Source organism: Xanthomonas sp. D-36-1 (assembly GCF_017746155.1).
GTDB classification, from domain to species: domain Bacteria; phylum Pseudomonadota; class Gammaproteobacteria; order Xanthomonadales; family Xanthomonadaceae; genus Xanthomonas; species Xanthomonas cissicola.
The window spans coordinates 37082-58908 of record NZ_JAGHWR010000077.1; the positions used below are offsets into that span (position 1 = coordinate 37082).

19 protein-coding genes are annotated in these 21827 nt (G+C 65.7%); 13 read left to right on the forward strand and 6 right to left on the reverse strand.

Annotation, left to right across the window (positions count from 1 at the left end; genetic code table 11):
* Positions 1-314 precede the first annotated feature (314 nt).
* Together J7367_RS19035 and J7367_RS19040 are read right to left on the reverse strand one after the other, a co-directional pair.
* Entirely contained in the window at positions 315-2672 is a 2358-nt protein-coding gene (locus J7367_RS19035) for a DUF1631 domain-containing protein (protein ID WP_022558390.1), read from the reverse strand.
* Positions 2673-2894: 222 nt separating this feature from the next.
* Positions 2895-5126: a DUF1631 domain-containing protein gene (locus J7367_RS19040; RefSeq protein WP_057662656.1), complete on the reverse strand. Its 2232-nt coding sequence runs from the start codon at positions 5124-5126 to the stop codon at positions 2895-2897.
* A 130-nt stretch (positions 5127-5256) separates the two neighbouring features.
* On the opposite strand from J7367_RS19040, the gene J7367_RS19045 reads away from it, so the two are divergent.
* Genes J7367_RS19045 through J7367_RS19060 form a run of 4 tightly spaced genes read left to right on the forward strand, consistent with a single transcriptional unit; the run spans position 5257 to position 8141 of the window.
* Entirely contained in the window at positions 5257-5832 is a 576-nt protein-coding gene (locus J7367_RS19045) for a nitroreductase (protein ID WP_057662653.1), read from the forward strand.
* Positions 5829-6815, forward strand: coding sequence for a 5'-3' exonuclease H3TH domain-containing protein (locus J7367_RS19050; RefSeq protein ID WP_057662651.1), 987 nt, complete (start codon positions 5829-5831; stop codon positions 6813-6815). Before J7367_RS19045 ends, J7367_RS19050 begins: the two co-directional genes overlap by 4 nt.
* Positions 6812-7363: an NUDIX hydrolase gene (locus J7367_RS19055; protein WP_057662649.1), complete on the forward strand. Its 552-nt coding sequence runs from the start codon at positions 6812-6814 to the stop codon at positions 7361-7363. Before J7367_RS19050 ends, J7367_RS19055 begins: the two co-directional genes overlap by 4 nt.
* Positions 7356-8141, forward strand: coding sequence for an N-formylglutamate amidohydrolase (locus J7367_RS19060; protein WP_042675662.1), 786 nt, complete (start codon positions 7356-7358; stop codon positions 8139-8141). Before J7367_RS19055 ends, J7367_RS19060 begins: the two co-directional genes overlap by 8 nt.
* Positions 8142-8352: 211 nt before the next feature.
* Here the strand turns inward: J7367_RS19060 and pip are convergent, their stop codons facing one another.
* Positions 8353-9294 carry a prolyl aminopeptidase gene (pip, locus tag J7367_RS19065; protein WP_007965913.1) on the reverse strand — a complete coding sequence of 314 codons (942 nt, stop codon included), beginning with the start codon at positions 9292-9294 and terminating at the stop codon, positions 8353-8355.
* Positions 9295-9535: 241 nt separating this feature from the next.
* Complete coding sequence (gene prmC, locus J7367_RS19070) at positions 9536-10396, reverse strand: peptide chain release factor N(5)-glutamine methyltransferase (protein WP_057662646.1); 861 nt, start codon at positions 10394-10396, stop codon at positions 9536-9538.
* Positions 10397-10596: 200 nt separating this feature from the next.
* Here prmC and ahpC point away from each other — a divergent pair, with 200 nt between their 5' ends.
* The 6 genes from ahpC (at position 10597) to J7367_RS19100 (ending at position 16859) form a co-directional block, all read left to right on the forward strand.
* Positions 10597-11160, forward strand: coding sequence for an alkyl hydroperoxide reductase subunit C (gene ahpC / locus J7367_RS19075; protein WP_003488826.1), 564 nt, complete (start codon positions 10597-10599; stop codon positions 11158-11160).
* Positions 11161-11345: 185 nt separating this feature from the next.
* Positions 11346-12938: an alkyl hydroperoxide reductase subunit F gene (ahpF, locus tag J7367_RS19080; RefSeq protein ID WP_007965921.1), complete on the forward strand. Its 1593-nt coding sequence runs from the start codon at positions 11346-11348 to the stop codon at positions 12936-12938.
* A 91-nt stretch (positions 12939-13029) separates the two neighbouring features.
* A complete protein-coding gene (locus J7367_RS19085; RefSeq protein WP_057662643.1) occupies positions 13030-13971 on the forward strand; it encodes a LysR substrate-binding domain-containing protein in 942 nt (313 codons plus the stop codon).
* Positions 13972-14468: 497 nt separating this feature from the next.
* Positions 14469-14909, forward strand: coding sequence for a nucleoside diphosphate kinase regulator (rnk, locus tag J7367_RS19090; protein ID WP_057662640.1), 441 nt, complete (start codon positions 14469-14471; stop codon positions 14907-14909).
* 53 nt (positions 14910-14962) lie between these two features.
* Positions 14963-15931 carry a transaldolase gene (gene tal / locus J7367_RS19095; protein ID WP_057662637.1) on the forward strand — a complete coding sequence of 323 codons (969 nt, stop codon included), beginning with the start codon at positions 14963-14965 and terminating at the stop codon, positions 15929-15931.
* 358 nt (positions 15932-16289) lie between these two features.
* Positions 16290-16859 (forward strand): type 1 glutamine amidotransferase family protein, encoded by a 570-nt coding sequence (locus J7367_RS19100; protein WP_022558385.1) that lies wholly within the window; start codon positions 16290-16292, stop codon positions 16857-16859.
* A gap of 418 nt (positions 16860-17277) precedes the next feature.
* Here the strand turns inward: J7367_RS19100 and msrA are convergent, their stop codons facing one another.
* Positions 17278-17928 (reverse strand): peptide-methionine (S)-S-oxide reductase MsrA, encoded by a 651-nt coding sequence (gene msrA, locus J7367_RS19105; protein ID WP_007971463.1) that lies wholly within the window; start codon positions 17926-17928, stop codon positions 17278-17280.
* Between the two features lie 95 nt (positions 17929-18023).
* Positions 18024-18539 carry an SgcJ/EcaC family oxidoreductase gene (locus tag J7367_RS19110; RefSeq protein ID WP_007965927.1) on the reverse strand — a complete coding sequence of 172 codons (516 nt, stop codon included), beginning with the start codon at positions 18537-18539 and terminating at the stop codon, positions 18024-18026.
* Positions 18540-18662: 123 nt separating this feature from the next.
* On the opposite strand from J7367_RS19110, the gene J7367_RS19115 reads away from it, so the two are divergent.
* From J7367_RS19115 to J7367_RS19125, 3 genes are read left to right on the forward strand one after another with little or no spacing between them, the layout of a single operon-like run.
* Positions 18663-19370, forward strand: a complete 708-nt coding sequence (locus J7367_RS19115) for a response regulator transcription factor (protein WP_057663547.1) — start codon at positions 18663-18665, stop codon at positions 19368-19370.
* On the forward strand, positions 19367-21277 hold the full coding sequence (locus tag J7367_RS19120; RefSeq protein ID WP_022558383.1) for an ATP-binding protein: 1911 nt from the start codon (positions 19367-19369) through the stop codon (positions 21275-21277). Before J7367_RS19115 ends, J7367_RS19120 begins: the two co-directional genes overlap by 4 nt.
* Entirely contained in the window at positions 21274-21738 is a 465-nt protein-coding gene (locus tag J7367_RS19125; protein ID WP_007965930.1) for a response regulator, read from the forward strand. The genes J7367_RS19120 and J7367_RS19125 overlap by 4 nt, the downstream gene beginning before the upstream one ends.
* Positions 21739-21827: the final 89 nt, after the last annotated feature.

Genomic DNA, 21827 nt, shown 5'->3' on the forward strand with positions numbered 1-21827 from the left:
CAGCACCTCAGCAGCATGGACTCGGTGGCAAGGCCTCGCACCGCAGAACGTGCTTTCCCTGTTCCATCGCGCCGCTCGGCAAATGCACACACGCCGGATCGCCCAGTGCACTGCATCGCCAAGTAATCGGGCCTGCAGGTCGGTCACAGCCTGCATCGCGCTGTGGGAAGCGAGCGGCCTGGCGGCCGCACACGCGCTTTGAATCGCTCAACACACCGCGCCGCGGTTATGCGGCAATGGGTCCAGCACTCGCGCCCTGCACCCCGCAGCGTCGAAGGCGCACGGCCGTTAACCGCATACGCGCGTGGAACAGCTCAGTGCACCGTGCTGTTGTTCTGCAACGGATCCAGACGATCGATCACACCCTGCATCGCGCTGTCGAAAGCGCCGTCGTTGATGTGCTCGCGCAGGCGGCCCAGGCGCACCATCACCGCCAGTTCTTCTGGCGAGGCGACGCAGAAACGCACGCCGCGTCGATTGACGAATAGCAGACGCTGCGAAATCGGGCTCACCCACGACAGCTTGCCGGCCTGCACCTTGCCGTCCTTGTCGACAAAATCCAGCCACGTGCCGATATCCATCGCGCGGAAACGTTCGGCATCGGCACTGTCGATGCTCTGCGCGACCGCTTCGGCACCCAGCACCACGCTGACGCTTTCGGCAGCCGGTGGGGGCAGATTGACCTGCGGCAGTTCCGGCAGGGCTTTTTCCAGTTCCGGGCGTGCTTCGGCGATCGCCTGCAAGGTGTCGTGCAAGGCGGTGATCGCCACCACCACCGCATCCCCGTGCAGGCCTACGCTTGCGAACACGCGGTGCAACGCCGGCTGCCAGACCTGCAGCCATGGCTTGCCGACGATATGGCGGCGCGCTTCGGCCAGTTCTTCCAGTACGCCGTCGGCCACCGCCAGGGCCTCGATGGTGCCGGGACCTTCCTCGCCGTCGCGCAGGATCGCCATGGTCAGGTGATGCAGCCACGGCTGGCGCAAAAAGTCATCCACCGCCTTGGGCAGGCCCGCGCCTTCGGGCGCACGCTGCTCCAGTTCCAACAGGGCGCGGCTGCGCGCCAGTTCGAGCTTTTCCTGCCCGCGCTGGGTTTCGGTGGCGCGACGCTCGGCAATTTCCACCCGGCGCCGGTGCTGCGACAGGAAGTCGCGGAATTCTTCTTCCAGGGTGAGGAAGATCGCCAGATTTTCGTTGAATTCGGCCACCAGGCGGTCGACGATTTCTTCGACCTTGCCCATCAGCACGCGCTCGGCAGCGCTGTCGCCGTTGTTGCCTTCGCAGGCCTCGGCCAGCGAGTTGAGCAGGCGCCGCGCGGGATGGGTCTTCTGCACGAACATCTTGCGGTCCAGCAGTGCGACCTTGACGAACGGCACCACCAGGCGGCCGATCATTTCGCGCGAACGATTTTCCAGATCGCGCTCGTCCAGCATTACATCGAACAGCATGCCGACCAGGTCGATGGCATCTTCGTCCATCGGGTCGAGTTTTGCGGTGGCCGGGTCCACGCCCAGTCGCGTGGCGCTGGAAAGCACCTCGTTCTTCAACCGCTGCGCAAGCGATTCGGTGTCGTCGCCGATGGCCGCCTGCAGCGTCGCGCTGGGCGTGGCCTGCAGCAGCGACAGCACCGACATCATTTCGCGTTGGCTCAACGGGCGTTGCTGCCCTACCGCGACGGTGGCGGCAGACGCGGCGGTGTCGCGCACGCTGCGGGTCTGTTGCAGCAATTCGTGCAGTGCCTCAAGCAACATGCCCTGGCTGCCGCCGGGATGGTCGGCCTCGCCGTCCATGCCGCCATCCCCGCCGCCATCGGCATGGCCGCGTTGCGTTGCGGCCTGCATGCGGCCGCGGCTATGTGCCCAGCGGTCAAGAAAACGGTTGGCCCAGGCCGGTGCGTACTGATCACCCTGGTCGTCGCCGCCCCTCTCGGCGTGAGCGCCCTGCGCCTCGGCCTGGGCGCGCTCTTCCGGCATCTCGCCACGCGACTGCATGCGCGGCGGGGCGCGCTTGGCCTGCGAAATTTCCGGCATCACCCCGGCCTTGGCCAGGGTTTCGTCCAGGCGTGCGTACAACTTGCCGATCGGCTCGGCCAGATCGCGCTCGCACAGCTTGATCAGCACCAGCCGCACTTCCGGCGCCAGGTCGCAGGTGGCGAAGGCTTCGTGGATCGCCACGCCCAGATGTTCGGGGCCAATCGGGTTGGTGTCGGCCATCAGCTCCAGCCCGCCGGCGATCCAGCCCAGGCGGCGGTCCACCCGTGCCAGCACCTGTTTGAAATCGCGCAACAGCACCGTGGCCAGATTGCGCACTGCCAGCCGCGATTCGAGCACGTGCTCGGGCACCAGACTCAGCGGGCCGGTGCCCATGTCGCCGGCCAGCACCACTTCGGCCGACAACGGCGTGCCGAGCACCAACGCCTGCCAGCCGTCTTCCAGCTGTTGGCGGAACTGGCGGGCGACCTCTTCGCGCTTGCGACGCAATTCGCGCATGCCATCGAGAAACAGCAACTGCGACGCGCCAGCGGATTCGGCACGGTCGAACAGCACATCGTCGAAATGCGCGACCGCTGCAGCAAAGACCTGCGCGAGCGCCGGCACGAACACGTCGTGCGCCTGCTCGAGCAAGCGTTGGTCACGGCCCGGGTGTCCCGACGGACTGGGCTGAAAAGTCATGCGCAAAGGCTCCCCGCCTCTGCAGGCGTGAAAATTTTCGAACGAGAAAAAACAGACGCGGCCCCAAATTCCGCCTGTGCATGGTAGGCGGTTCGCGCATCCGTTAAGTGTGACATTTTACTCACTTTACTCGTGACCGCCCAGGGTTTGCGTGTCAAGCGGCCATCCTAGCTCGCAACATCGCGGTGGAGCTTGCCGGCCATCATTCTGCGCCCGCGGGTGTTAAGCCTTCAGCTTCGCGGGCGCATCCAGCCCGTCCACCACGTCCTGCATCGCGCTATAGAAGGCGTCGTCGTCGCGGTGCAGGCGCAGGCGGTCCAGCCACACCATCATCGCGAGTTCTTCCGGCGATGAAACGCACAGCCGCCCACCACGCCGGTTGACGAACATCAGGCGCCCGGAAATCGGACTGATCCACGATAGTTTGCCAGGCTGCACGCGGCCCTCGCGGTCGATGAAGTCCAGGCTGGTGCCGATTGCCATGACGCGGAAGAAATCTGCAGTGATACGGTCGAATTCCACCTGTGCGTTGGCATCCAGCATCGGCGTCAGCGGCTCTGCCACCGGGTCGGCTGGGCTGGGCGCGAGCGTCAGCGCGGTCAGGGTCGGCGCGAGTGCTTCCGGAGCGGGCGCAGGTTGGGTCGGCAGCAGCGCGCGCTGCAGTTCCTGCAGGGCCTGTTCGGCCTCGCGCTGCCCCAGTCCGGCCAGGGTGAAGGCCTGTAGCAGCTGGGGACGATGCGCTTCCAGTGCGGCATCGCCGTGCACGCGGCCAAGTTGCAGCAGCACCGCGTCGCCGAGCGCCAGCGCGGCGTCCAGGGCCGGGCCGGCGCCGTCGGCGCGCAACGCGGCCTGTTGCACGCACGGATGCCACACACGGCTCAAAAAGTGTTCCACCACCGGCGGCAACGGCCCGCGCGCCAGGCGCTCGGCCAGCGCCTGCGCGGCGATGCTGCGCGCACGCTCGCGGCGTTCTTCGGCACGCTGCAATTCGTTGGCGCGCCGCTCGGCGATTTCGACCCGGCGCCGGTACTGCTCGTACTGCGCACCGAATTCGGCTTCCAGCGCCAGGAACACCGATGGATGCTCGTCGAAGTCGCGCACCACGGTGTCCACCGCTGCCGCAACCTGGGCGAGCAGGGCCTGTTCGGCAGCGGTTTCGCCGCCATTGCCGTCGCAGGCATCCACCAGCAGGTTGAGCAGGCGCCGGGCCGGATGGCCATCGCGCACGAACAGGTGGCCGTCGAGCATCGCCATCTTGGCCACCGGCACCAGCAACTGGCCGAGCATGTCGCGTTGCTGCCGCGACAGATGGCTCTGCAGCAGGATGGCCTCGAACAGCAGCGCAATCAGATCCAGTGCATCTTCGTCACTGGGGTTGAGCCGGGTGGTGGCCGGGTCTACGCCGAGCGAGGCGGCAGCGCGCATCAACTGCTGGCGCAAACCGCGCGCCAGGCCCAGATGGGTGCCGTCGATGACCTCGAAACCGGCGCCGGGCATGGTCTGCAGCAGTGACAGCGCCGACATCACCTCGCGCGGCGACAGCAGCCGCTGCTGCCCCGATGCCGACGTGGCGGCATCCGGCTCGCGCTGGCGGCGTGCGTGCTGCAGCAGCTGGTGCAGGCCCGCCGGCAGCACCTCGCGGTCGCTGCGCAGATGCACATCGATCACCTGTGCGCCGACCAGTGCGCCCTGCCCGCCCGACCAGTCTGCAAAGAAGCGTGCGATCCAGTCCGGCGCATCGGCGCTCTCGTCGCTGGCGGCGGCGTCCTGGCGCGGAATACCGCGTTGACGCTGGCGTGCCTGCGGCAGCTCGCGCAGCCGCGCGACCTGGGCCAGCGCCTGTTCCAGCTCGTCGTAGCGCTGGCCGACCCGCGCCATCAGCTGCTGCTCGCAGACCTTGATCACCGCCAGATGCACCTTGGGGGCCAGGGTCACGCCCTGGAACGCCTCGTACAGCGCCACGCCCAGATGCTCCGGCCCAAACGGATTGCTGTCGCCATCGATGCGCAGCCCACCGGCGATGAAACCCAGATACCGATTGAGCCGCATCAGCTCCGGCCGCCACTGGTGCTGCAGCGCGCCGGCCAGGTTGCGTACCGCCAGGCGCACGTCCAGGTCCTGCTCCGGCAGCAGGGTCAGGCCGGTGGCGCCGCGTGCCAGGGTGCGCTCGGCCGACAGCGGACGTCCGGATTCCAACCCCTGCCACGCCTTGGCCAGATGGCCGCGAAAGCGTGCGGTGATCGGTTCGCGCTGCTGGCGCAGGGCCTGGATCGCTTCCATGAAATCGTTCTGCGCCGCGCCCGCGTCGGCCGCCAGCCGGAACAACGCCTCGGCCAGCGCGTCCTGCACATCCATAAACGCGTCGGCCAACGGCACCAGCACCACCTCGCGGACCTGATCGAGCAGGTCCGGATTGCGGCTGGGCAGCGGTTCGGTAGCAACAAACTGGGTCATTGGACAACGCACTGGACGGGCACGGGAGGTTGAATCGCATAGGGGCCGCTGGCCCCGGCCGGCCATAATGCGGCGGGCGTTGGGAAGGGCACGTCTATAATTGGACGCTTCGTTGCCCCGACCCGGATTTATGCACGCACCGTATTCGCTCCAGGCGCTGGACGCGCGCCGTTCGGTTCCCTCCAAACAACTCGGCGCGCCCGGGCCGGATGAAGACACCTTGCTGCGCATGCTTACCTCGGCGGTGCGCGTGCCCGACCACGGCAAACTGGTGCCGTTCCGCTTTCTGCGCATCAGCGGTGCCGCGCGCGCTGCGCTGGGTGAGTTCCTCGCCGAGCGCACCCTGGCCGCCGACCCGCTGGCATCGCCGGCCACCCTTGCCAAGGAACGTGGACGCTTCAGCGACGCACCGGTGGTGATCGTGGTGATCGCCTCGCTGCGCCCGGAGCACAAGGTACCCGTGCAGGAGCAACTGCTCACCGCCGGCTGCGTCTGTTTCGCGTTGCTACAGGCTGCCCAGGCGCACGGCTTCGGCGCGCAGTGGTTGAGCGCGTGGATGGCCTACGACCCGGCGGTGACGGGCTACCTGGGCCTGCAAGACAACGAACGCATCGCCGGCTTCATCCATATCGGCACGCCGCGCATGCAGGTGCCCGAACGCGAGCGCCCGGACCCGCGTGCGTTGCTGCGCGACTGGACGCCGTGACCACACCGACCAACCCGCTCGACGCTGCGCCGCTGGCCATCCAGCGCCCGTCCCCGCTGTATCTGGTGGATGCCAGCCTGTACGTGTTCCGTGCCTGGCACTCCATCCCGGACGAATTCCAGGATGCGCAGGGGTGGCCCACCAATGCGGTGCACGGCTTTGCGCGGTTTCTGCTGGACCTGCTCGAACGCGAAGATCCGCAGCACATCACCATCGCCTTTGACGAAGCCCTGGACAGCTGCTTCCGGCATGCGATCTACCCGGCCTACAAAGGCAACCGCACGCCCGCGCCGGATGCGTTGCGACGCCAGTTCGCGCATTGCAAGGCGCTGTGCGCAGCACTCGGGCTGAGCGTGCTGGCCCACCGCGATTACGAGGCCGACGACCTGATCGGCAGCGCGCTGCACAGCGTGCGGGCGCACGGCTTGCGCGGGGTGATCGTGTCGGCCGACAAGGACTTGTCGCAGTTATTGCTCGAGCATGACGAGCAGTGGGACTACGCGCGCAACCAGCGCTGGGGCATGGATGGGGTCAAGGCGCGCCACGGCGTACATGCGCACCAGATCGCCGACTACCTGGCGTTATGCGGCGATGCCATCGACAACATTCCCGGCGTGACCGGCATCGGCGCCAAATCGGCGGCCGTGCTGCTGGCGCACTTCGGCAGCCTGGATGCGCTGCTGGAGCGCATCGACGAAATTCCCTTCCTGCGCCTGCGCGGCGCGGCGCAAATGGCGGTGCGGCTGCGCGAACAGCGCGAACACGCATTGCTGTGGCGTCAGCTCACCACCATCGCGCTCGACGCGCCGCTGGCGCTCACCGAGGCCGGCTTCACGCGTGCCCACGCCGATGCGGACATGCTCGCCGGGTTGTGCGAAAGCCTGCGCTTCGGCCCGCTCACCCGGCGCCGCCTGTTGGCCGCCAGCACCGGCGCCCCCGCACCGTTTCCTCCCGTCTCCCTGGCACAAGGTCCCCGCCCATGAACCGACCCGACACCCCGCCCACCGTGGTCTACGAAGGCAAGTACCAGCGCATGGTCGTGCGTGGCACCTGGGAGTATTCCGAACGTGTGCATGCCGGCGGCCTGGCGGCGATCATCGTGGCGGTAACGCCGGATGATGCGATGTTGTTCGTCGAACAGTTCCGCGTGCCGCTGCAGGCGCGCACCATCGAAATGCCGGCCGGGCTGGTGGGCGATGTGCATGCCGACGAGTCGATTGAACTGTCGGCCATTCGCGAACTGGAAGAAGAAACCGGCTGGACCGCCGAACACGCCGAAGTGCTGATGATCGGCCCCACCTCGGCCGGTGCCAGCAGCGAGAGGATCGCGTTCGTGCGCGCCACCGGTCTGCGCAAGGTCGGCGACGGTGGCGGCGATGCCAGCGAAGACATCACCGTGCACGCAATCCCGCGCGCGCAGGTCGGCGCCTGGCTGGTACAGAAGATGGCCGAGGGCTACCAGATGGACCCCAAGCTGTGGGCCGGCCTGTATCTGGTCGATCATGCATTGGACGGCACCCCGCGTGGCTGACGCAGCCATGGAACCCTTGCTCGGTACCGACGACCCGGCGCCGTTCACCGTGCACAACGCGCAGGCCGCATCGCCGTGGCTGTTGATCGCCGACCACGCCGGCCAGCGCGTGCCGGCCCGGCTGGCCGACCTGGGCCTGCCGCAATACGAACTGGACCGTCATATCGGCTGGGATATCGGCATTGCGCAGGTCACCCGCCTGCTGGCCGAGGCGCTGGATGCGTTCGCCATCGCACAGACCTATTCGCGCCTTGTGATCGATTGCAACCGCCCGCACGATGCACCCAGCCTGATGCCTGTGGTCAGCGACGGCACGTTGGTTCCGGGCAACCAGCACCTGACCGACAGCGACCGGCAGCAGCGCATCGATGCGATCTTCGCGCCGTATCACGCACGTATCGCGGCCGAACTGGAGGCGCGTGCACAGCGCAATCAGCCGACAGTATTGGTGTCGATGCACAGCTTCACCCCCGTCATGGCCGGCAACGCGCGGCCCTGGCATGCCGGCGTGCTCTACCACCGCGATACGCGGCTGGCGCATCGCCTGCTGCAGGCGCTGCGTGAAGAACCCGATCTGGTGGTGGGCGACAACCAGCCGTATGCGGTCAGCGACGCCACCGATTACGCCATTCCGGTATATGGCGAAGGCCGCGGCCTGCTGCATGTGGAACTGGAAATCCGCCAGGACCTGATTGCCGACGCGGCCGGGCAACAGGCCTGGGCAGCGCGCCTGGCGCGCATTCTGCCGCCGCTGGCGCATGCCTTGCTGCTGCGTTGAGCAACAGCGTTTGGCGGCTGCATCGCAGCCGCGCTGAACATCTGCAATCTGTAGGAGCGCGCTTGCGCGCGATGGAGCGTTGCCGGTAACGCCGCGTCGCGCGCAAGCGCGCTCCTACACGTCATGCGTATGTCATCGCACCTCAGCGCGTCCCGCAGAATGATCATGCACATCGACCAAAGCGAACTCTGATCAATGTGCATGCACGCGCTTACGCAAACCCGTCGGTGGCACGTACCAATGCATCGACGTTTTCCGGTTCGAACGCTGAGTGCCCCGATGCCGGGCTGATCTGCAACTGCGCCTTCGGCCACGCCTTGTGCAGGTCCCAGGCGCTTTGCAGCGGGCAGACCACATCGTAGCGGCCATGGACGATCACGCCGGGAATGTCGGCAATGCGATGCGCGTCGCGCAGCAACTGGTCTTCGACCTCGAAGAAACCGCCGTTGACGAAGTAATGGTTTTCAATGCGTGCGAACGCCAGGGCAAAGCGCGCGTCTTCATGCCCGGTGACGAAATCCTCGTCGACATGCAGGAAGCTGGTAGCGCCTTCCCACACGCTCCAGGCTTTGGCCGCAGCCAGGCGCGTGGCTTGGTCATCGCTGGTGAGACGGCGATGGAATGCAGACATCAAGTCGGCGCGCTCCACCGGCGGAATCGCGTTGAGGTAATGCTCCCACGCATCCGGGAACAGGCGGCTGGCACCTTCCTGGTAGAACCATTCGAGTTCGAAGCGACGCAGTAGGAAAATGCCGCGCAGCACCAGTTCGGTGACCTGCTGCGGGTGGGTCTGCGCGTAGGCCAGCGCCAGGGTGGAGCCCCAGCTGCCACCGAAGACCTGCCAGCGATCGATCCCCAGATGCGTGCGCAGCCGTTCGATATCGGCCACCAGATCCCAGGTGGTGTTGTCCACCAGATCGGCATGCGGCGTAGAGCGGCCGGAACCGCGCTGATCGAACAACACGATGCGGTACTTGGCCGGGTCGTGGAAGCGCCGCATCTTGTCGTTGCATCCGCCGCCGGGGCCGCCATGCAACATCACCACCGGCTTGCCCTGCGGATTGCCGCACTGCTCGAAGTACAGCGTGTGGCGGTCGTCGACCTTCAGGCTGCCCTGCTGGTAGGGCGTGATCTCGGGATAGAGCGTGCGCATGCGTCGGTCCTGCGGGAAACCGCTAGTGTATCGGCAGCTGCGCACGCACACGGGCAGCGCCATGCGATTCGAAGAGAAGGGTTCGCCGTGATGGGCCAAGCCCGGAAGAGCGCACCCAACCTTCTGCGCTGACCGGCGGGCGAGCGCGCACTCGATACGCGCAACCGCTCTATCGAAGGCGCGTACTCCGCTTCGGAACGCGCGGCCCCGCGTCTGCCGACACTAGCCCGCCGGCAGTTGCTCAGCCGCCCTGGGCCGCAGCTGGCAACCAGCGCCCCAAGCTCACCCGATCGCGCTGCTCCAGATCCTGATGCGTGGCCACCGCAGCGAAACCGCGCACAACCAGCAGTTCGGCCACCGCCGCCCCCTGGTCCCAGCCATGTTCGAGCAGCAACCAGCCGCCCGGCCGCAGATGCGTAGGCGCATCGGCCACGATCAGGCGGATATCGTCCAGCCCGTCGCTGCCGGAGGCCAGCGCACTGGCCGGTTCGTAGCGCAGATCGCCCTGCTGCAGGTGCGGGTCGTGCGCGGCGATATACGGCGGGTTACTGGCGATCAGGTCGAAGGTCTCGCCAGCCAAGGGCGCGAACCAGCTGCCCAGGCGGCACTCGACATTGTGCAGGCCATGGCTGTCTGCATTGCGCCGGGCCATCGCCAGCGCCGCCGCGCTGGCATCGGTGGCGATCACCTGCGCCTGCGGACGTTCGCTGGCAATGGCCAGCGCGATCGCGCCACTGCCGGTCCCCAGATCGGCGACACGCCGGCCTGGCAGGGTGTCCAGGCGCTCCAGCGCAAGCTCGACCAGCGTTTCGGTATCGGCGCGCGGGATCAGCGTGGCCGGCGAGACCGCCAGCTCCAGCGTCCAGAATCCGCGTGCCCCGGTCAGATAGGCCACCGGCTCGCCGGCCTCACGGCGCCGCACCAAGGCATCGAAGGCCTGCGCGACCGATAGAGGCACCGCATCGCGCCCGTGCATGAACAACCAGGCGCGATCGCGACCCAGCGCGTGCAGCAGCAGTGCCTCGGCATCGCAGCGCTCGATCCGCCCGCCGGCGCGGCGAAGCAGCTGATCGGCGGGAATGGCAGCGAGATCGTCGGACATACGGGCTATTCACCTACACGCAACATCGGCTGACCATTATCGACGATGGCGTGCACCGCGATTGCGCCAGATGCCATCTGACGAGTCGATAGCCAAAGACTATCTATGTAATTCCATTAATCGATTTGAGGAATCTATCGATCCTGCCTACCATGGTGCCTGTTCCATCCCCGCCCCCTTTCATCGCACGAGGAAACTCAATGTCTCTCATCAACACCCAGGTCCAGCCGTTCAAGGCCAATGCGTACCACAACGGCAATTTCATCGAAGTCACCGAAGCCAGCCTGAAGGGCAAGTGGTCGGTGCTGATCTTCATGCCGGCCGCATTCACCTTCAACTGCCCGACCGAAGTGGAAGACGCCGCCGACAACTATGCCGCCTTCCAGAAGGCTGGCGCCGAGGTCTACATCGTCACCACCGACACGCATTTCTCGCACAAGGTGTGGCACGAAACCTCGCCGGCCGTGGGCAAGGCGCAGTTCCCGTTGATCGGCGACCCGACCCACAAGCTGACCCGCGCGTTCGGCGTGCATATTGAAGAAGAAGGCCTGGCGCTGCGTGGCACCTTCATCATCAATCCGGAAGGCGTGATCAAGACCCTGGAAATCCACGACAACTCCATCGCCCGCGACGTCACCGAGACGCTGCGCAAGCTGACCGCTGCACAGTTCGTGGCCAACAATCCTGGCCAGGTCTGCCCGGCCAAGTGGAAGGAAGGCGCCAAGACCCTGGCTCCGTCGCTGGACCTGGTCGGCAAGATCTAAGCCGGCTGTCATCTCCGGCCCACTCGGGCCGGGGGTGAACCGGAGCCGGTGCCGGGCTGCCCGTCAGCCGCCGCCAGCACGCACCCCGACCTCGCGCCGGCTGCGGTTCACTCCCTTCCTCCCCGGCGACCTGCCTCAGCGCAGCGACGCCATGCCCTCCCCTTGCCCATTCCCAGGAGTTCTCCATGTTGGATGCCAATCTCAAGACCCAGCTGACCGCCTACCTGGAACGGGTGACGCGGCCGATTCAAATCAACGCCTCGATCGACGACAGTGCCGGCTCGCGCGAAATGCTCGACCTGCTGGAAGAGTTGGTCCTGCTGTCGGACAAGATCAGCCTGGACATCCACCGCGACGACAACCAGCGCAAGCCCTCGTTTGCGTTGACCACGCCGGGCCAGGACATCTCGCTGCGCTTTGCCGGGCTGCCGATGGGCCATGAGTTCACCTCGCTGGTGCTGGCGCTGCTGCAGGTGGGCGGCCATCCGTCCAAGGCCGCTGCCGAACTGATCGAGCAGGTGCAGCACCTGGAAGGCGACTACCGGTTCGAAACCTATTTCTCGCTGTCGTGCCAGAACTGCCCGGACGTGGTGCAGGCGCTGAACCTGGCGGCCGTGCTCAATCCGCGCATCAAGCACGTGGCCATCGATGGCGCCTGGTTCCAGGACGAAGTGGAAACCCGCCAGATCATGTCGGTGCCCACCGTGTACTTGAACGGTGAGCTGTTCGACCAGGGCCGCATGACGCTGGAGCAGATCGTCGCCAAGCTCGATACCAATGCCGCCAAGCGCGACGCTGCGAAAATCGCTGCAAAGGAAGCGTTCGACGTGCTGGTGGTGGGCGGTGGCCCGGCTGGCTCGGCGGCGGCGGTCTATGCCGCACGCAAGGGCATCCGCACCGGTGTGGCGGCCGAACGATTCGGCGGCCAGGTGCTGGACACCATGTCCATCGAGAACTTCATTTCCGTGCCGGAAACCGAAGGCCCGAAGATGGCCGCCGCACTGGAGCAGCATGTGCGCCAGTACGACGTGGACATCATGAATCTGCAGCGTGCCGAGCAGCTGATCCCGGCCGGTGCCGATGGCCTGATCGAAATCAGGCTGGCCAATGGCGCCTCGCTCAAGAGCAAGACCGTGATCCTGTCCACCGGTGCGCGCTGGAGGCAGATGAACGTGCCTGGCGAAGACCAGTACAAGAACAAGGGTGTGGCGTATTGCCCGCACTGCGACGGCCCGCTGTTCAAGGGCAAGCGCGTGGCGGTGATCGGCGGCGGCAACTCGGGCGTGGAAGCGGCGATCGATCTGGCCGGCATCGTGGCGCATGTCACGCTGGTGGAATTCGACGACAAGCTGCGCGCCGACGAAGTGCTGCAACGCAAGCTGCGCAGCCTGCACAACGTACGCATCATCACCAGCGCGCAGACCACTGAAGTACTCGGCGACGGGCAGAAGGTCACCGGTCTGGTCTACAAGGACCGCACCGGCGGCGATATCCAGCACATCGAGCTGGAAGGCGTGTTCGTGCAGATCGGCCTGCTCCCCAACACCGAGTTCCTGCGCGGCACGGTGGCGCTGTCGCCGCGCGGCGAAATCATCGTCGACGACCGTGGCCAGACCGATGTACCCGGCGTGTTCGCCGCTGGCGACGCCACCACGGTGCCGTACAAGCAGATCGTGATCGCAATGGGCGAAGGTTCCAAGGCGGCGCTGAGTGCATTCGACCATCTGATCCGCACCAGCGCACCGGCCACTGCCGACAGTGTGGCCCAGGCCGCATAAGCGAGCGCCCGCTTAGCGCCCGGCCAACCCGGGCGCTAAGCTTGCAACACGCGCCAGTCGTTCCCCGTCACCGCAATGAAGGCTGCTGTATATGAATCTGCGTGACCTGAAATATCTGGTAGCCCTGGCCGACCACAAGCATTTCGGCCGCGCGGCGTCCGCCTGCTTTGTCAGCCAGCCAACGCTGTCCACCCAGATCAAGAAACTCGAAGACGAGCTCGGCGTGTCGCTGGTGGAACGTGCACCGCGCAAGGTCATGCTGACCCCGGCCGGCCGCGAAGCCGCCGTGCGTGCACGCAGCATCGTGGCCGAGGTGGAACAGATGAAGGAAGCCGCACGCCGCAGCCAGGACCCGGAAGCGGGCACGGTGCGTCTGGGCATCTTCCCCACCCTGGCCCCGTACTTGTTGCCGCATGTGGTACCGCGCATCCGCCAGCGCTTTCCGCGTCTGGAACTGCTGCTGATCGAAGAAAAGAGCGATCAGCTGATGCACCAGCTGCGCGAAGGTCGCCTGGATGCCGCCTTGCTTGCATTGCCATTGCAGGATGACCAGCTGCATGCCGAATTCCTGTTCGAGGAGCCCTTCGTGCTGGCAGTGCCGGAAGGCCACCTGCTGTCGCGCCACGACAGCATGACCCTGGACGATTTGTCCGAGCAGCGCCTGTTGCTGCTGGAAGATGGCCACTGTTTGCGCGACCAGGCACTGGATGTCTGCCACCTGGCCGGCGCGCTGGAAAAATCCGAATTTCAGGCCACCAGTCTGGAAACCCTGCGCCAGATGGTCGCGGCCAATGTCGGGGTGACCTTGCTGCCGCTGCTGGCGGTCAAGCCTCCTGTCGCGCGCTCGGAAAACATCCGCCTGATCCGCTTCCGTGAAGACAAGCAGCCTAGCCGCCGCATTGCGATGGCGTGGCGGCGCAGTTCGGCAATGACCACGTTTTTGGAGCAGCTGTCGCAGCTGTTCAAGGAATTGCCAGAGAGCCTGTTCACGCTGGATCAGCCTGCGACAGGACCGAAGGCGGTGGCGGCTTAGGGAATCGGGAATCGGGAATCGGGAATCGGGAATCGTAAAAGCGTATTGCGGTTGCGGTCGCTTTGACTGCCGGTTGGAGGCTTGGAATTGGGCGGCGCGCGAGCGTCGCTTTTTGTTTGTTTGTGCGCAGCAGTCTTGCCCGAAGGTTGGCTGCGCATCAATCCGCCGCTGTCTGCCGGACGCGGCTGGCGGCAGCACGCTGCCCACGCGACCATGCGATTTGCGAGCAGTGTCTTGGTTCGCTCGCTTGAGACTGATCGTGCGGTGTTTGCGGCATGCGGTGTGAGCAGGCTCGTTCGCAGCGGCGGTTATGCCCTCCCCTTCCGATTGTCTCAACTGCAGCGCCTGCTCGCTGCACCAGACCTGCAGCACCTGCGTGGCGGCCCTTGCCGGTGCCTTGTGTCCGCAACGTCCATGCATTGCGATCAGCCGCCGGCGCCCTCATCTTGTCAACCACGCTTGCCATGTCGGCAAGCCGTACTCGTCAGGAGACTGCCATGACTTCGCAACACCACAGCGGCTTGCCGCCATCCATTCTGGTATCCAGCCACGACCTTGCCCGGCTTGAGGCATTGCTCGATTCGCCAACCTTCAACAAGCATCCCGCTGCCGCTGCGCTGAGCGACGAACTGGGCCGCGCCCGTGTGCTGCAGCCCGACCAGATTCCCGGCGATGTCGTCACCATGCACTCACGCATCGAATGCGAAGACCAGTTGCATGGCGAACGGCACACGCTCACCCTCGTGTATCCGCATGAAGCCGATGTGCAGCACGGCCGCATCTCGGTGCTTGCGCCGGTCGGCAGCGCGCTGCTCGGCCTATCGATTGGCCAGAGCATCGATTGGCGCACGCCGGACGGACGCGACCTGCGCCTGCGCGTGACTGCCGTGCACGACCAACCCGCAGCGGCGGGCGACTTCCGGCGCGCAGCGCGCTAACGTAGCGCGCTGCGTCCTATCCCCGACCCGTTCCACGATTCGAGAGAACCTGCATGACTGCATCCCCCTCAAAGCTTGCCCAACTGCGTGAGCTGTCCGTCGTTGTCGCCGACACCGGCGATTACGACGCCATCAAGCGCCTGAAGCCGGTCGATTGCACCACCAACCCCACCCTGGTCAAGAAGGCGCTGGACCTGCCGGTCTATGCCGACCTGATCGAACGCGAGCTGGCCTGGGGCCGCGAGCACGGCGGCGACGATCGAACCGCCACCGTCAACGAAGTCGCCGATCGCCTGACCATCGGCGTGGGCGTCAAGCTGGCCGAACTGGTGCCGGGGCGCGTATCCACCGAAGTCGACGCCGATCTGGCGCACGACACCCAGGCCACCATCGCCAAGGCGCGCAAGTTCATTGCGATGTACGCCGAGCGCGGCGTGTCCAAGGACAAGATCCTGATCAAGATCGCCGCGACCTGGGAAGGCATCGAAGCCGCCCGTCAGCTGCAGAAAGAAGGCATCGACTGCAACCTGACGCTGATCTTCAACCGCTCGCAGGCGCTGGCCTGTGCCGAAGCCGGCGTGTTCCTGATTTCGCCGTTCGTGGGCCGGATCCTGGACTACTACGTGGCGCAGGGGCAGACCCCGGCCAGCATCGACGAAGACCCGGGCGTGGTGTTCGTGCGCACCGTCTACAACGAGTTCAAGCAGCGCGGCTCGTCCACGGTGGTCATGGGCGCCTCGTTCCGCTCCACCGCCCAGATCGAAGCGCTGGCCGGTTGCGACCGCCTGACCATTTCGCCGGACCTGCTGGAAAAGCTCGACGCCGAGGACGGCGAGTTGCCGCGCAAGCTCTCGCCCGCCCAGGCCGACAATGCCCAGTTCACCCCGATCGACAGCGACAGCTTCGCTTCGGGCCTGGCCGCCGACCCGATGGCCACCGAGAAGCTGGCCGGCGGCATCGACACGTTCGCCAAGGACTTGCAGGCCCTGCGCAAGACCATTGCCGACAAACTCACTGGCTGATCACGCAGCGAGCCTGTTCTGCACGCACCGCCTGCAGCTGCTCGGCTGCGGGCGGTGTTGTTTTTGGAGCTTGGTTTAGATGGGGATGTGCGGCCAAGCGGGTCTACGTCGCGATAACGGGTACGGATGCGGGCAGCTCGTGAATGTGGGAATTTTCGCTTCCGCAGCCGGCTTTGCCGGGGATCAACGGCGGCCGCATATCAGCGCGTCTGTACGACAGACAGAAGACCGCGGCCCAGCAAAGCCACACCTGCGCCGTGTGCCGCTTGGACCAAACGCCCTGCTCTCCACATATCGCTTACACCCGCGGCGCGCGCACTGCCTAGAATCCGGATTCCCTCAACTGGCGTAACGGACAATGGCAAACATTGCAGTGGTGATGGTCGACGGCGTGGCCGATTGGGAAATCGGCGTGGTGCTGCCGGCAGCACGCGAATGGTTCGGCGACCAGGTCGCCATTGCCAGTATCGACGGGCAACCGCTGCAGTCCATCGGTGGCCTGCGCATCACGCCGGAATTTGCCCTTTCCGATCTGGCGCCACTGCAGGCCGACCTGTGGATCCTGCCCGGCAGCGAACGCTGGCAGGCCGGCGAAATTCCAGGGCTGAGCGGTTTGCTGGTCGAGCGCGTGCAGCAGCAGCGCCCGGTCGCGGCGATTTGCGGCGCCACCCTCGCCTTCGCCTATGCCGGCCTGCTCGATGAGCGCGCGCACACCAGCAACGCGCTGGCATTTTTGCAGGAGCACGTCGTGCCGTACGCAGGCGCTGCGCACTATCGCCACGAAAAGGTCGTCAGCGCTGACGGCGTCATCACCGCACCCGGCACCAGCCCGGTGGGTTTCGCATTGGCGTGCATGCGGCAATTGCATCCAGAGCGCACCGACATGCTTGCTCAGTTGCGCGGCATGTTTGCCGGAGAATTCGTTTAATCCAACCGATTCAAGCCGGTACGGCGGATGCGCTGTCCTGGCTCGCCGTGTTGATTGCTTGTATCGAGTCTCCATACCGTTCGCGGCGAATCACGAGGAGTAATTGCCCGCGCTGAGCAGCCTCCGATGAGTTGCTGCCCCGGTCTTCTGCGGCGCTCGCTGCAACAACTCACACCACTGGTTCGCTGTACGGCGTCGCCGAGCCGATTCACCTGACAGACGTATCGCCCCCTCACCCGCGTGTGTTGCGACCTCCGCAAAAAAGATGGCCGCGCCGTCTCCGACGCAGCCATTCAAGTTGCCTAGCACGCACTCCCATGCGGTGCCTGATCGTGATAACGCTGCCGGTCACTGTCGGCCATCGGCACGCTGCCACGATCTTGTGGATGACAGCGTTTCAATCCGGCCCGCCTTTCCGTCAGGCATCCAGCCCGATCGGGCAGCTCACTCCCGTGCCGCCAAGCCCGCAATAACCGTTGGGGTGTTTGGCGAGATATTGCTGGTGATCGTCTTCGGCGTAGTAGAACGTGGGCGCCGGGAAACGAATCTCCGTGGTGATTTCGCCATAACCGGCTGCGGTCAGTTGTTGCTGATACGCATCGCGGCTGGCAAGCGCGGCGTCGTACTGCGCCTGCGTGGTGCAGTAAATCGCCGAACGGTATTGCGTCCCCACATCGTTACCTTGCTGCATGCCCTGGGTGGGGTCGTGGCTTTCCCAGAACGTGCGCAGCAATTGTGCGAACGACACCGCATGTTCGTCGAACACCACCAGCACCGCTTCGGTGTGGCCGGTCTGCCCGGAACACACTTCCGAATAGGTCGCGTTCGGCGTCTGTCCGCCGGCGTAACCCACTGCTGTGGTGTAGACCCCTGGCACGTTCCAGAACTTGCGTTCCGCGCCCCAGAAACAGCCGAGCCCGAATTGCACCTGGGCCAGACCAGTGAATTCCCCGCGCAACGGATGGCCGTTGACCAGGTGCGTGTTATGCAGCGGCAGCGCTTGCTCGCGCCCGGGTAGTGCTTCGCCCGGGCGTGGCATACGTTGTTTGAAGGCGCCGATTCCCAGCATGGTGCAGCTCCGCAATCGTCAGGATTGCCTGCTGGATGGCGCCGGCCAGAGCCACTTTCAAGCCTGCCCGGCCAGCGCCTGTCGCCCGAGCCGCATTACTTGGCCTTGGCAACCGCCGCGCGCGTATCCACTTCCGGCATCGCCGAGCTGTGGTGGTTGATGATCAGCCACTTGCCGTCGCGCTTTTCGTACACGAAGGTGTAGCGGGCCTGCACGCTGCTCTTGTTGCCGGCCTTGTCGGTCAGCGTGAAGGTATACACGCCGGCATCCACGGCGCTGTCGTCATCGAGCACGCGCACGGTGCGGTAATTGACCACGCCCTGCGGCTTCTTGGTCAGGAACATCTCGAAGTAGTTTTCGATCTGTTCGCGCGAGGCGCGCACTTCATTGGAGACCGTCGGCAGCAACACGCCGTCCGGTGCGTACAGATCGGCCACCTTGTGCGGGTTGCCGGTGGCCAGCGCCGCGTTCCAGGTGTCGAACAGCGCAGCGACTTCGCGCTCTTCGCCGCCGGCCGGCAGCTTGGCCTTGTCGGTGTAATGCATCACGCCGCCAGCCAGCGCCGGGGTGGCAGCCAGAGCCAGAACCAGAGAGAAGAGTGTGCGACGCATGGGGAATCTCCGTGTGATTGATGGGGTGCCTCATCGGGCAGGCTCAGTATCGAAATCAAGCAGCCCCAACAATGCTGCCGAGTGGCATATACTCAAATATGCTGATCGGCCTAGAGCGAAACCATGGAGACGCCCACCAATGCTGGCGATTGGCGCCTGACCTTGCGCCGCGAGGCCTCCGATAGCGCGCGTTGGCAGGCGCTTTGGGAAGCTGCCGTTGCGCTGCGCCAGGTGCAGAGCCCCGAGCAGGCCTGCGATGCGGTCCTCGGGCGGGTGCTGCTGTTACTGGGCCTGGAACACGGCGCAGTGCTGGCGCAGCGCGGCCCGCGCGCGCAAGTGTTGGCCAGCCGCGGCCGTGCATTGCCGCCCGGGGCCAGCGCCGCCGGCGACGGCCATGAGGCGGCCTGGTTGATGCCACCGCGCCCGTCCGATCTCCGCGAAGCCAGGGTGCCGATCCACGCGCTGGGCACCACGCACGGCATGCTGTGCGTGGCCTGGAGCGAAGGCCGCCCGGCCCCCGGCAATGACGACGTGCAGGCGCTGCAGGCGTTCGCGCTGCTGCTGCCGGCGATGGTGGCGGAACCTGCCAAACCGGTTGCCACACGGCGGCGCAAACCGCTGCAGGACGACCGTCTGGGCGCGCTGAGCAAGCGCGAAAAACAGGTGTTGTCGTTGCTCCCGCGCGGACTCACTAACGCGACCCTCGCAGCTGAACTGGGGATTTCTCCCGGCACGGTCAAAGTGCACGTGGAGCGAATCCTGCAGAAACTTGAGGTAAAAGATCGCACCCAGGCCGCGGTGTACGCGGTCCAATCCGGACTTGCGCTATGAATGCATTGGCGGTGCGTTGGAACGATTGGCCGATTACCCGCAAAAGCCTGGCGGTCGTCACCCTGCCACTGCTGTTGCTGGCCGTTGCATTGATGGCGATCTACAGCGTGGAACGGCAGAACATCGCCGCCGAAAACGACGTGCGGCAGACCCTGGAAGTGCTCAGCGATCTGTACGAAGCGCACGCACTGTTAGCCGAAACCGCGGCCGGCGTGCGCGGCTATCGGTTGGTGCGGCGCGATGAATTTCTGACCCCGTATCGCGATGCCGAGCCGCGGTTGCAGCGCGTGGCCGACCGTCTTTCGCAACGCATCACCGACCCCAGCCAAGCGCAGCGCTTTGCGCGCATCAAGCCACTTTTTGCGGAAAAAATGCAGGGTTGGCGCCGATTGCTGGCACCGGATCTGAGCCGCGAAGAAGAGATTCGGCAACTGTGGGATGGCAAGTACAAACTCGACATCCTGCGCGCGGAGCTGCGCGAGTTGCGCAATTACGAAACCGCGCAGTTGCAGGTGCGTACCGCCAAGGCGCAGGGGCTGCGCCAGCGCAACCTCATCATCACCTTGAGCGCGGCGATGCTGGGCGGGCTGGGCGCGGTATTTGCGGTGGCATGGTTCGCCTCGGCATTGTCCGGGCGCCTGCGCACCCTGGCCGCCAACGCCGACCGGCTGGGCGAAGGCCTGCCGCTGGCACCGCAACCGCGTGCCGGCGACGAGCTGGGCCAGGTCGGGCAGCGTCTGGCGCAAGCCAGCGAACTGTTGGCCGCACGCGCAGCCGAAGCGCAACTGGCGCGGCGCGAGGCCGAAACCGCCAACCGCGCAAAAACCGAATTTCTCTCGCGCAGCAGCCATGAACTGCGGACGCCGCTCAATGCGATCCTGGGCTATGCGCAGGTGCTGGAAATGGATCTGCCCGAGCCGGATCATCGGCGGCATCTGCAGCACATTCTGGGTGCCGGCAGGCACTTGCTCGGGTTGATCACCGAGCTGCTGGACATCGCGCGTATCGAAGCCGATCAACTTGATCTGAGCCCGGAGCCGATCTCGGTACGCGCGGCCGTGCACGAAGCCTTGGGGCTGATCGCACCGGATGCCGACAAGCATGGCATTGCGCTGCAGCCGACCTCCATCGACGGACCGTGGACGGTGCGCGCCGATGCGCAGCGGCTGCGCCAGGTGCTGCTCAATCTGCTGTCGAACGCGGTCAAGTTCAATCGTACTGGCGGGCAGGTACAGGTAAGCGCGCAGGCCGATGGCGAGCAGGTACGTATCACGGTCGCCGACCAGGGCGCGGGGCTGACCCCGGCCCAGATCGAACGCCTGTTCACCCCGTTCGAGCGGTTGGGCGCCGAGCGCTCTGCGGTGGAGGGCACCGGGCTTGGGTTGGCGCTGAGCAAGCGCTTGATCGAGGCGATGGGTGGGCAGATTGGCGTGGACAGCAGCAGCAACGGCGCGCGGTTCTGGATTTCGCTGCCGCAGGGCGAGCATCAGCACAGCGAACCGGCGCGGCCGCTGGTGCCGCCGAGCAGTGCCGGAAGCGGCGTGTGCCGGCTGTTGAGTATCGAAGACAATCCATCCAATCAGGCGTTGATCCGCACGCTCACCGAACGTCGCCCGCAATGGCAACTGCTCGAAGCGGCCAGCCTGGCGCAGGCGCGTGCGCTATTGCAGCACGGCGCGCCGGACCTGATTCTGCTGGACCTGCATCTGAGCGATGGCAACGGCGAAGAGCTGTTGCGCGAATTGCAGGCGCAGCCGGCGCTGGCGGCCATCCCGGTGGTGGTGATCAGTGCCGATGCCACCACCGCCACACTGGCGCGCGTGGGTAATCAAGGCGTGCGCGCCTATCTGACCAAGCCGCTCGATGTGGCGGAATTCTTCACCGTGATCGAGGGGTTGCTGGCATGACACGCGAAGAAATCCTCGGTTCCCGCATCCTCATCGTCGACGACGAGCCGGCCAACGTGCGGTTGCTCGAAGACCTGCTGCAACGCGAAGGCTTCCAGCAAGTGATCGCCACCACTGATCCGTTGCGGGTCATGGGCCTGGTCTCGGCATTTGCGCCGGACCTGATCCTGCTGGATCTGAAGATGCCCGAGTTGGACGGCTACGCGCTGCTGGAACAGCTGGCGCGGCTGTCAGACCCGGGCCAGTTCCTGCCCGTGATCGTGCTCACCGCCGACCCCAGCCGCAGCGCGCGCCACCGCGCCCTGGGCCTGGGCGCCAAGGACTTTTTGACCAAGCCGCTGGATACTTTCGAAGTCGCACTGCGGGTCTGGAACGTGGCCGAAACCACGGTGTTGTTCAAGCGCCTGCGCGCACTGGCCGCGCCGGATGCAGCGCCGCCGGGGTGGCGTCAGCAGAGTTGATGGGCATACATCGTAGGAGCGCACCAGGGCGCGACGTGGCGTTTATCGGCAGAGCCTCGTCGCGCCCTGGTGCGCTCCTACGACTGGCG

Coding starts and splice junctions, on each gene's coding strand:
- prmC (WP_057662646.1), bottom strand. CDS start 10,396: ATGTCCGACGATCTCGCTGCCATTCCCGCCGATCAGCTGCTTCGCCGC.
- J7367_RS19055 (WP_057662649.1), top strand. CDS start 6,812: ATGAACCGACCCGACACCCCGCCCACCGTGGTCTACGAAGGCAAGTAC.
- J7367_RS19100 (WP_022558385.1), top strand. CDS start 16,290: ATGGCAAACATTGCAGTGGTGATGGTCGACGGCGTGGCCGATTGGGAA.
- msrA (WP_007971463.1), bottom strand. CDS start 17,928: ATGCTGGGAATCGGCGCCTTCAAACAACGTATGCCACGCCCGGGCGAA.
- pip (WP_007965913.1), bottom strand. CDS start 9,294: ATGCGCACGCTCTATCCCGAGATCACGCCCTACCAGCAGGGCAGCCTG.
- J7367_RS19110 (WP_007965927.1), bottom strand. CDS start 18,539: ATGCGTCGCACACTCTTCTCTCTGGTTCTGGCTCTGGCTGCCACCCCG.
- ahpF (WP_007965921.1), top strand. CDS start 11,346: ATGTTGGATGCCAATCTCAAGACCCAGCTGACCGCCTACCTGGAACGG.
- J7367_RS19045 (WP_057662653.1), top strand. CDS start 5,257: ATGCACGCACCGTATTCGCTCCAGGCGCTGGACGCGCGCCGTTCGGTT.
- J7367_RS19120 (WP_022558383.1), top strand. CDS start 19,367: ATGAATGCATTGGCGGTGCGTTGGAACGATTGGCCGATTACCCGCAAA.
- rnk (WP_057662640.1), top strand. CDS start 14,469: ATGACTTCGCAACACCACAGCGGCTTGCCGCCATCCATTCTGGTATCC.
- J7367_RS19040 (WP_057662656.1), bottom strand. CDS start 5,126: ATGACCCAGTTTGTTGCTACCGAACCGCTGCCCAGCCGCAATCCGGAC.
- J7367_RS19125 (WP_007965930.1), top strand. CDS start 21,274: ATGACACGCGAAGAAATCCTCGGTTCCCGCATCCTCATCGTCGACGAC.
- J7367_RS19085 (WP_057662643.1), top strand. CDS start 13,030: ATGAATCTGCGTGACCTGAAATATCTGGTAGCCCTGGCCGACCACAAG.
- tal (WP_057662637.1), top strand. CDS start 14,963: ATGACTGCATCCCCCTCAAAGCTTGCCCAACTGCGTGAGCTGTCCGTC.
- J7367_RS19115 (WP_057663547.1), top strand. CDS start 18,663: ATGGAGACGCCCACCAATGCTGGCGATTGGCGCCTGACCTTGCGCCGC.
- J7367_RS19035 (WP_022558390.1), bottom strand. CDS start 2,672: ATGACTTTTCAGCCCAGTCCGTCGGGACACCCGGGCCGTGACCAACGC.
- ahpC (WP_003488826.1), top strand. CDS start 10,597: ATGTCTCTCATCAACACCCAGGTCCAGCCGTTCAAGGCCAATGCGTAC.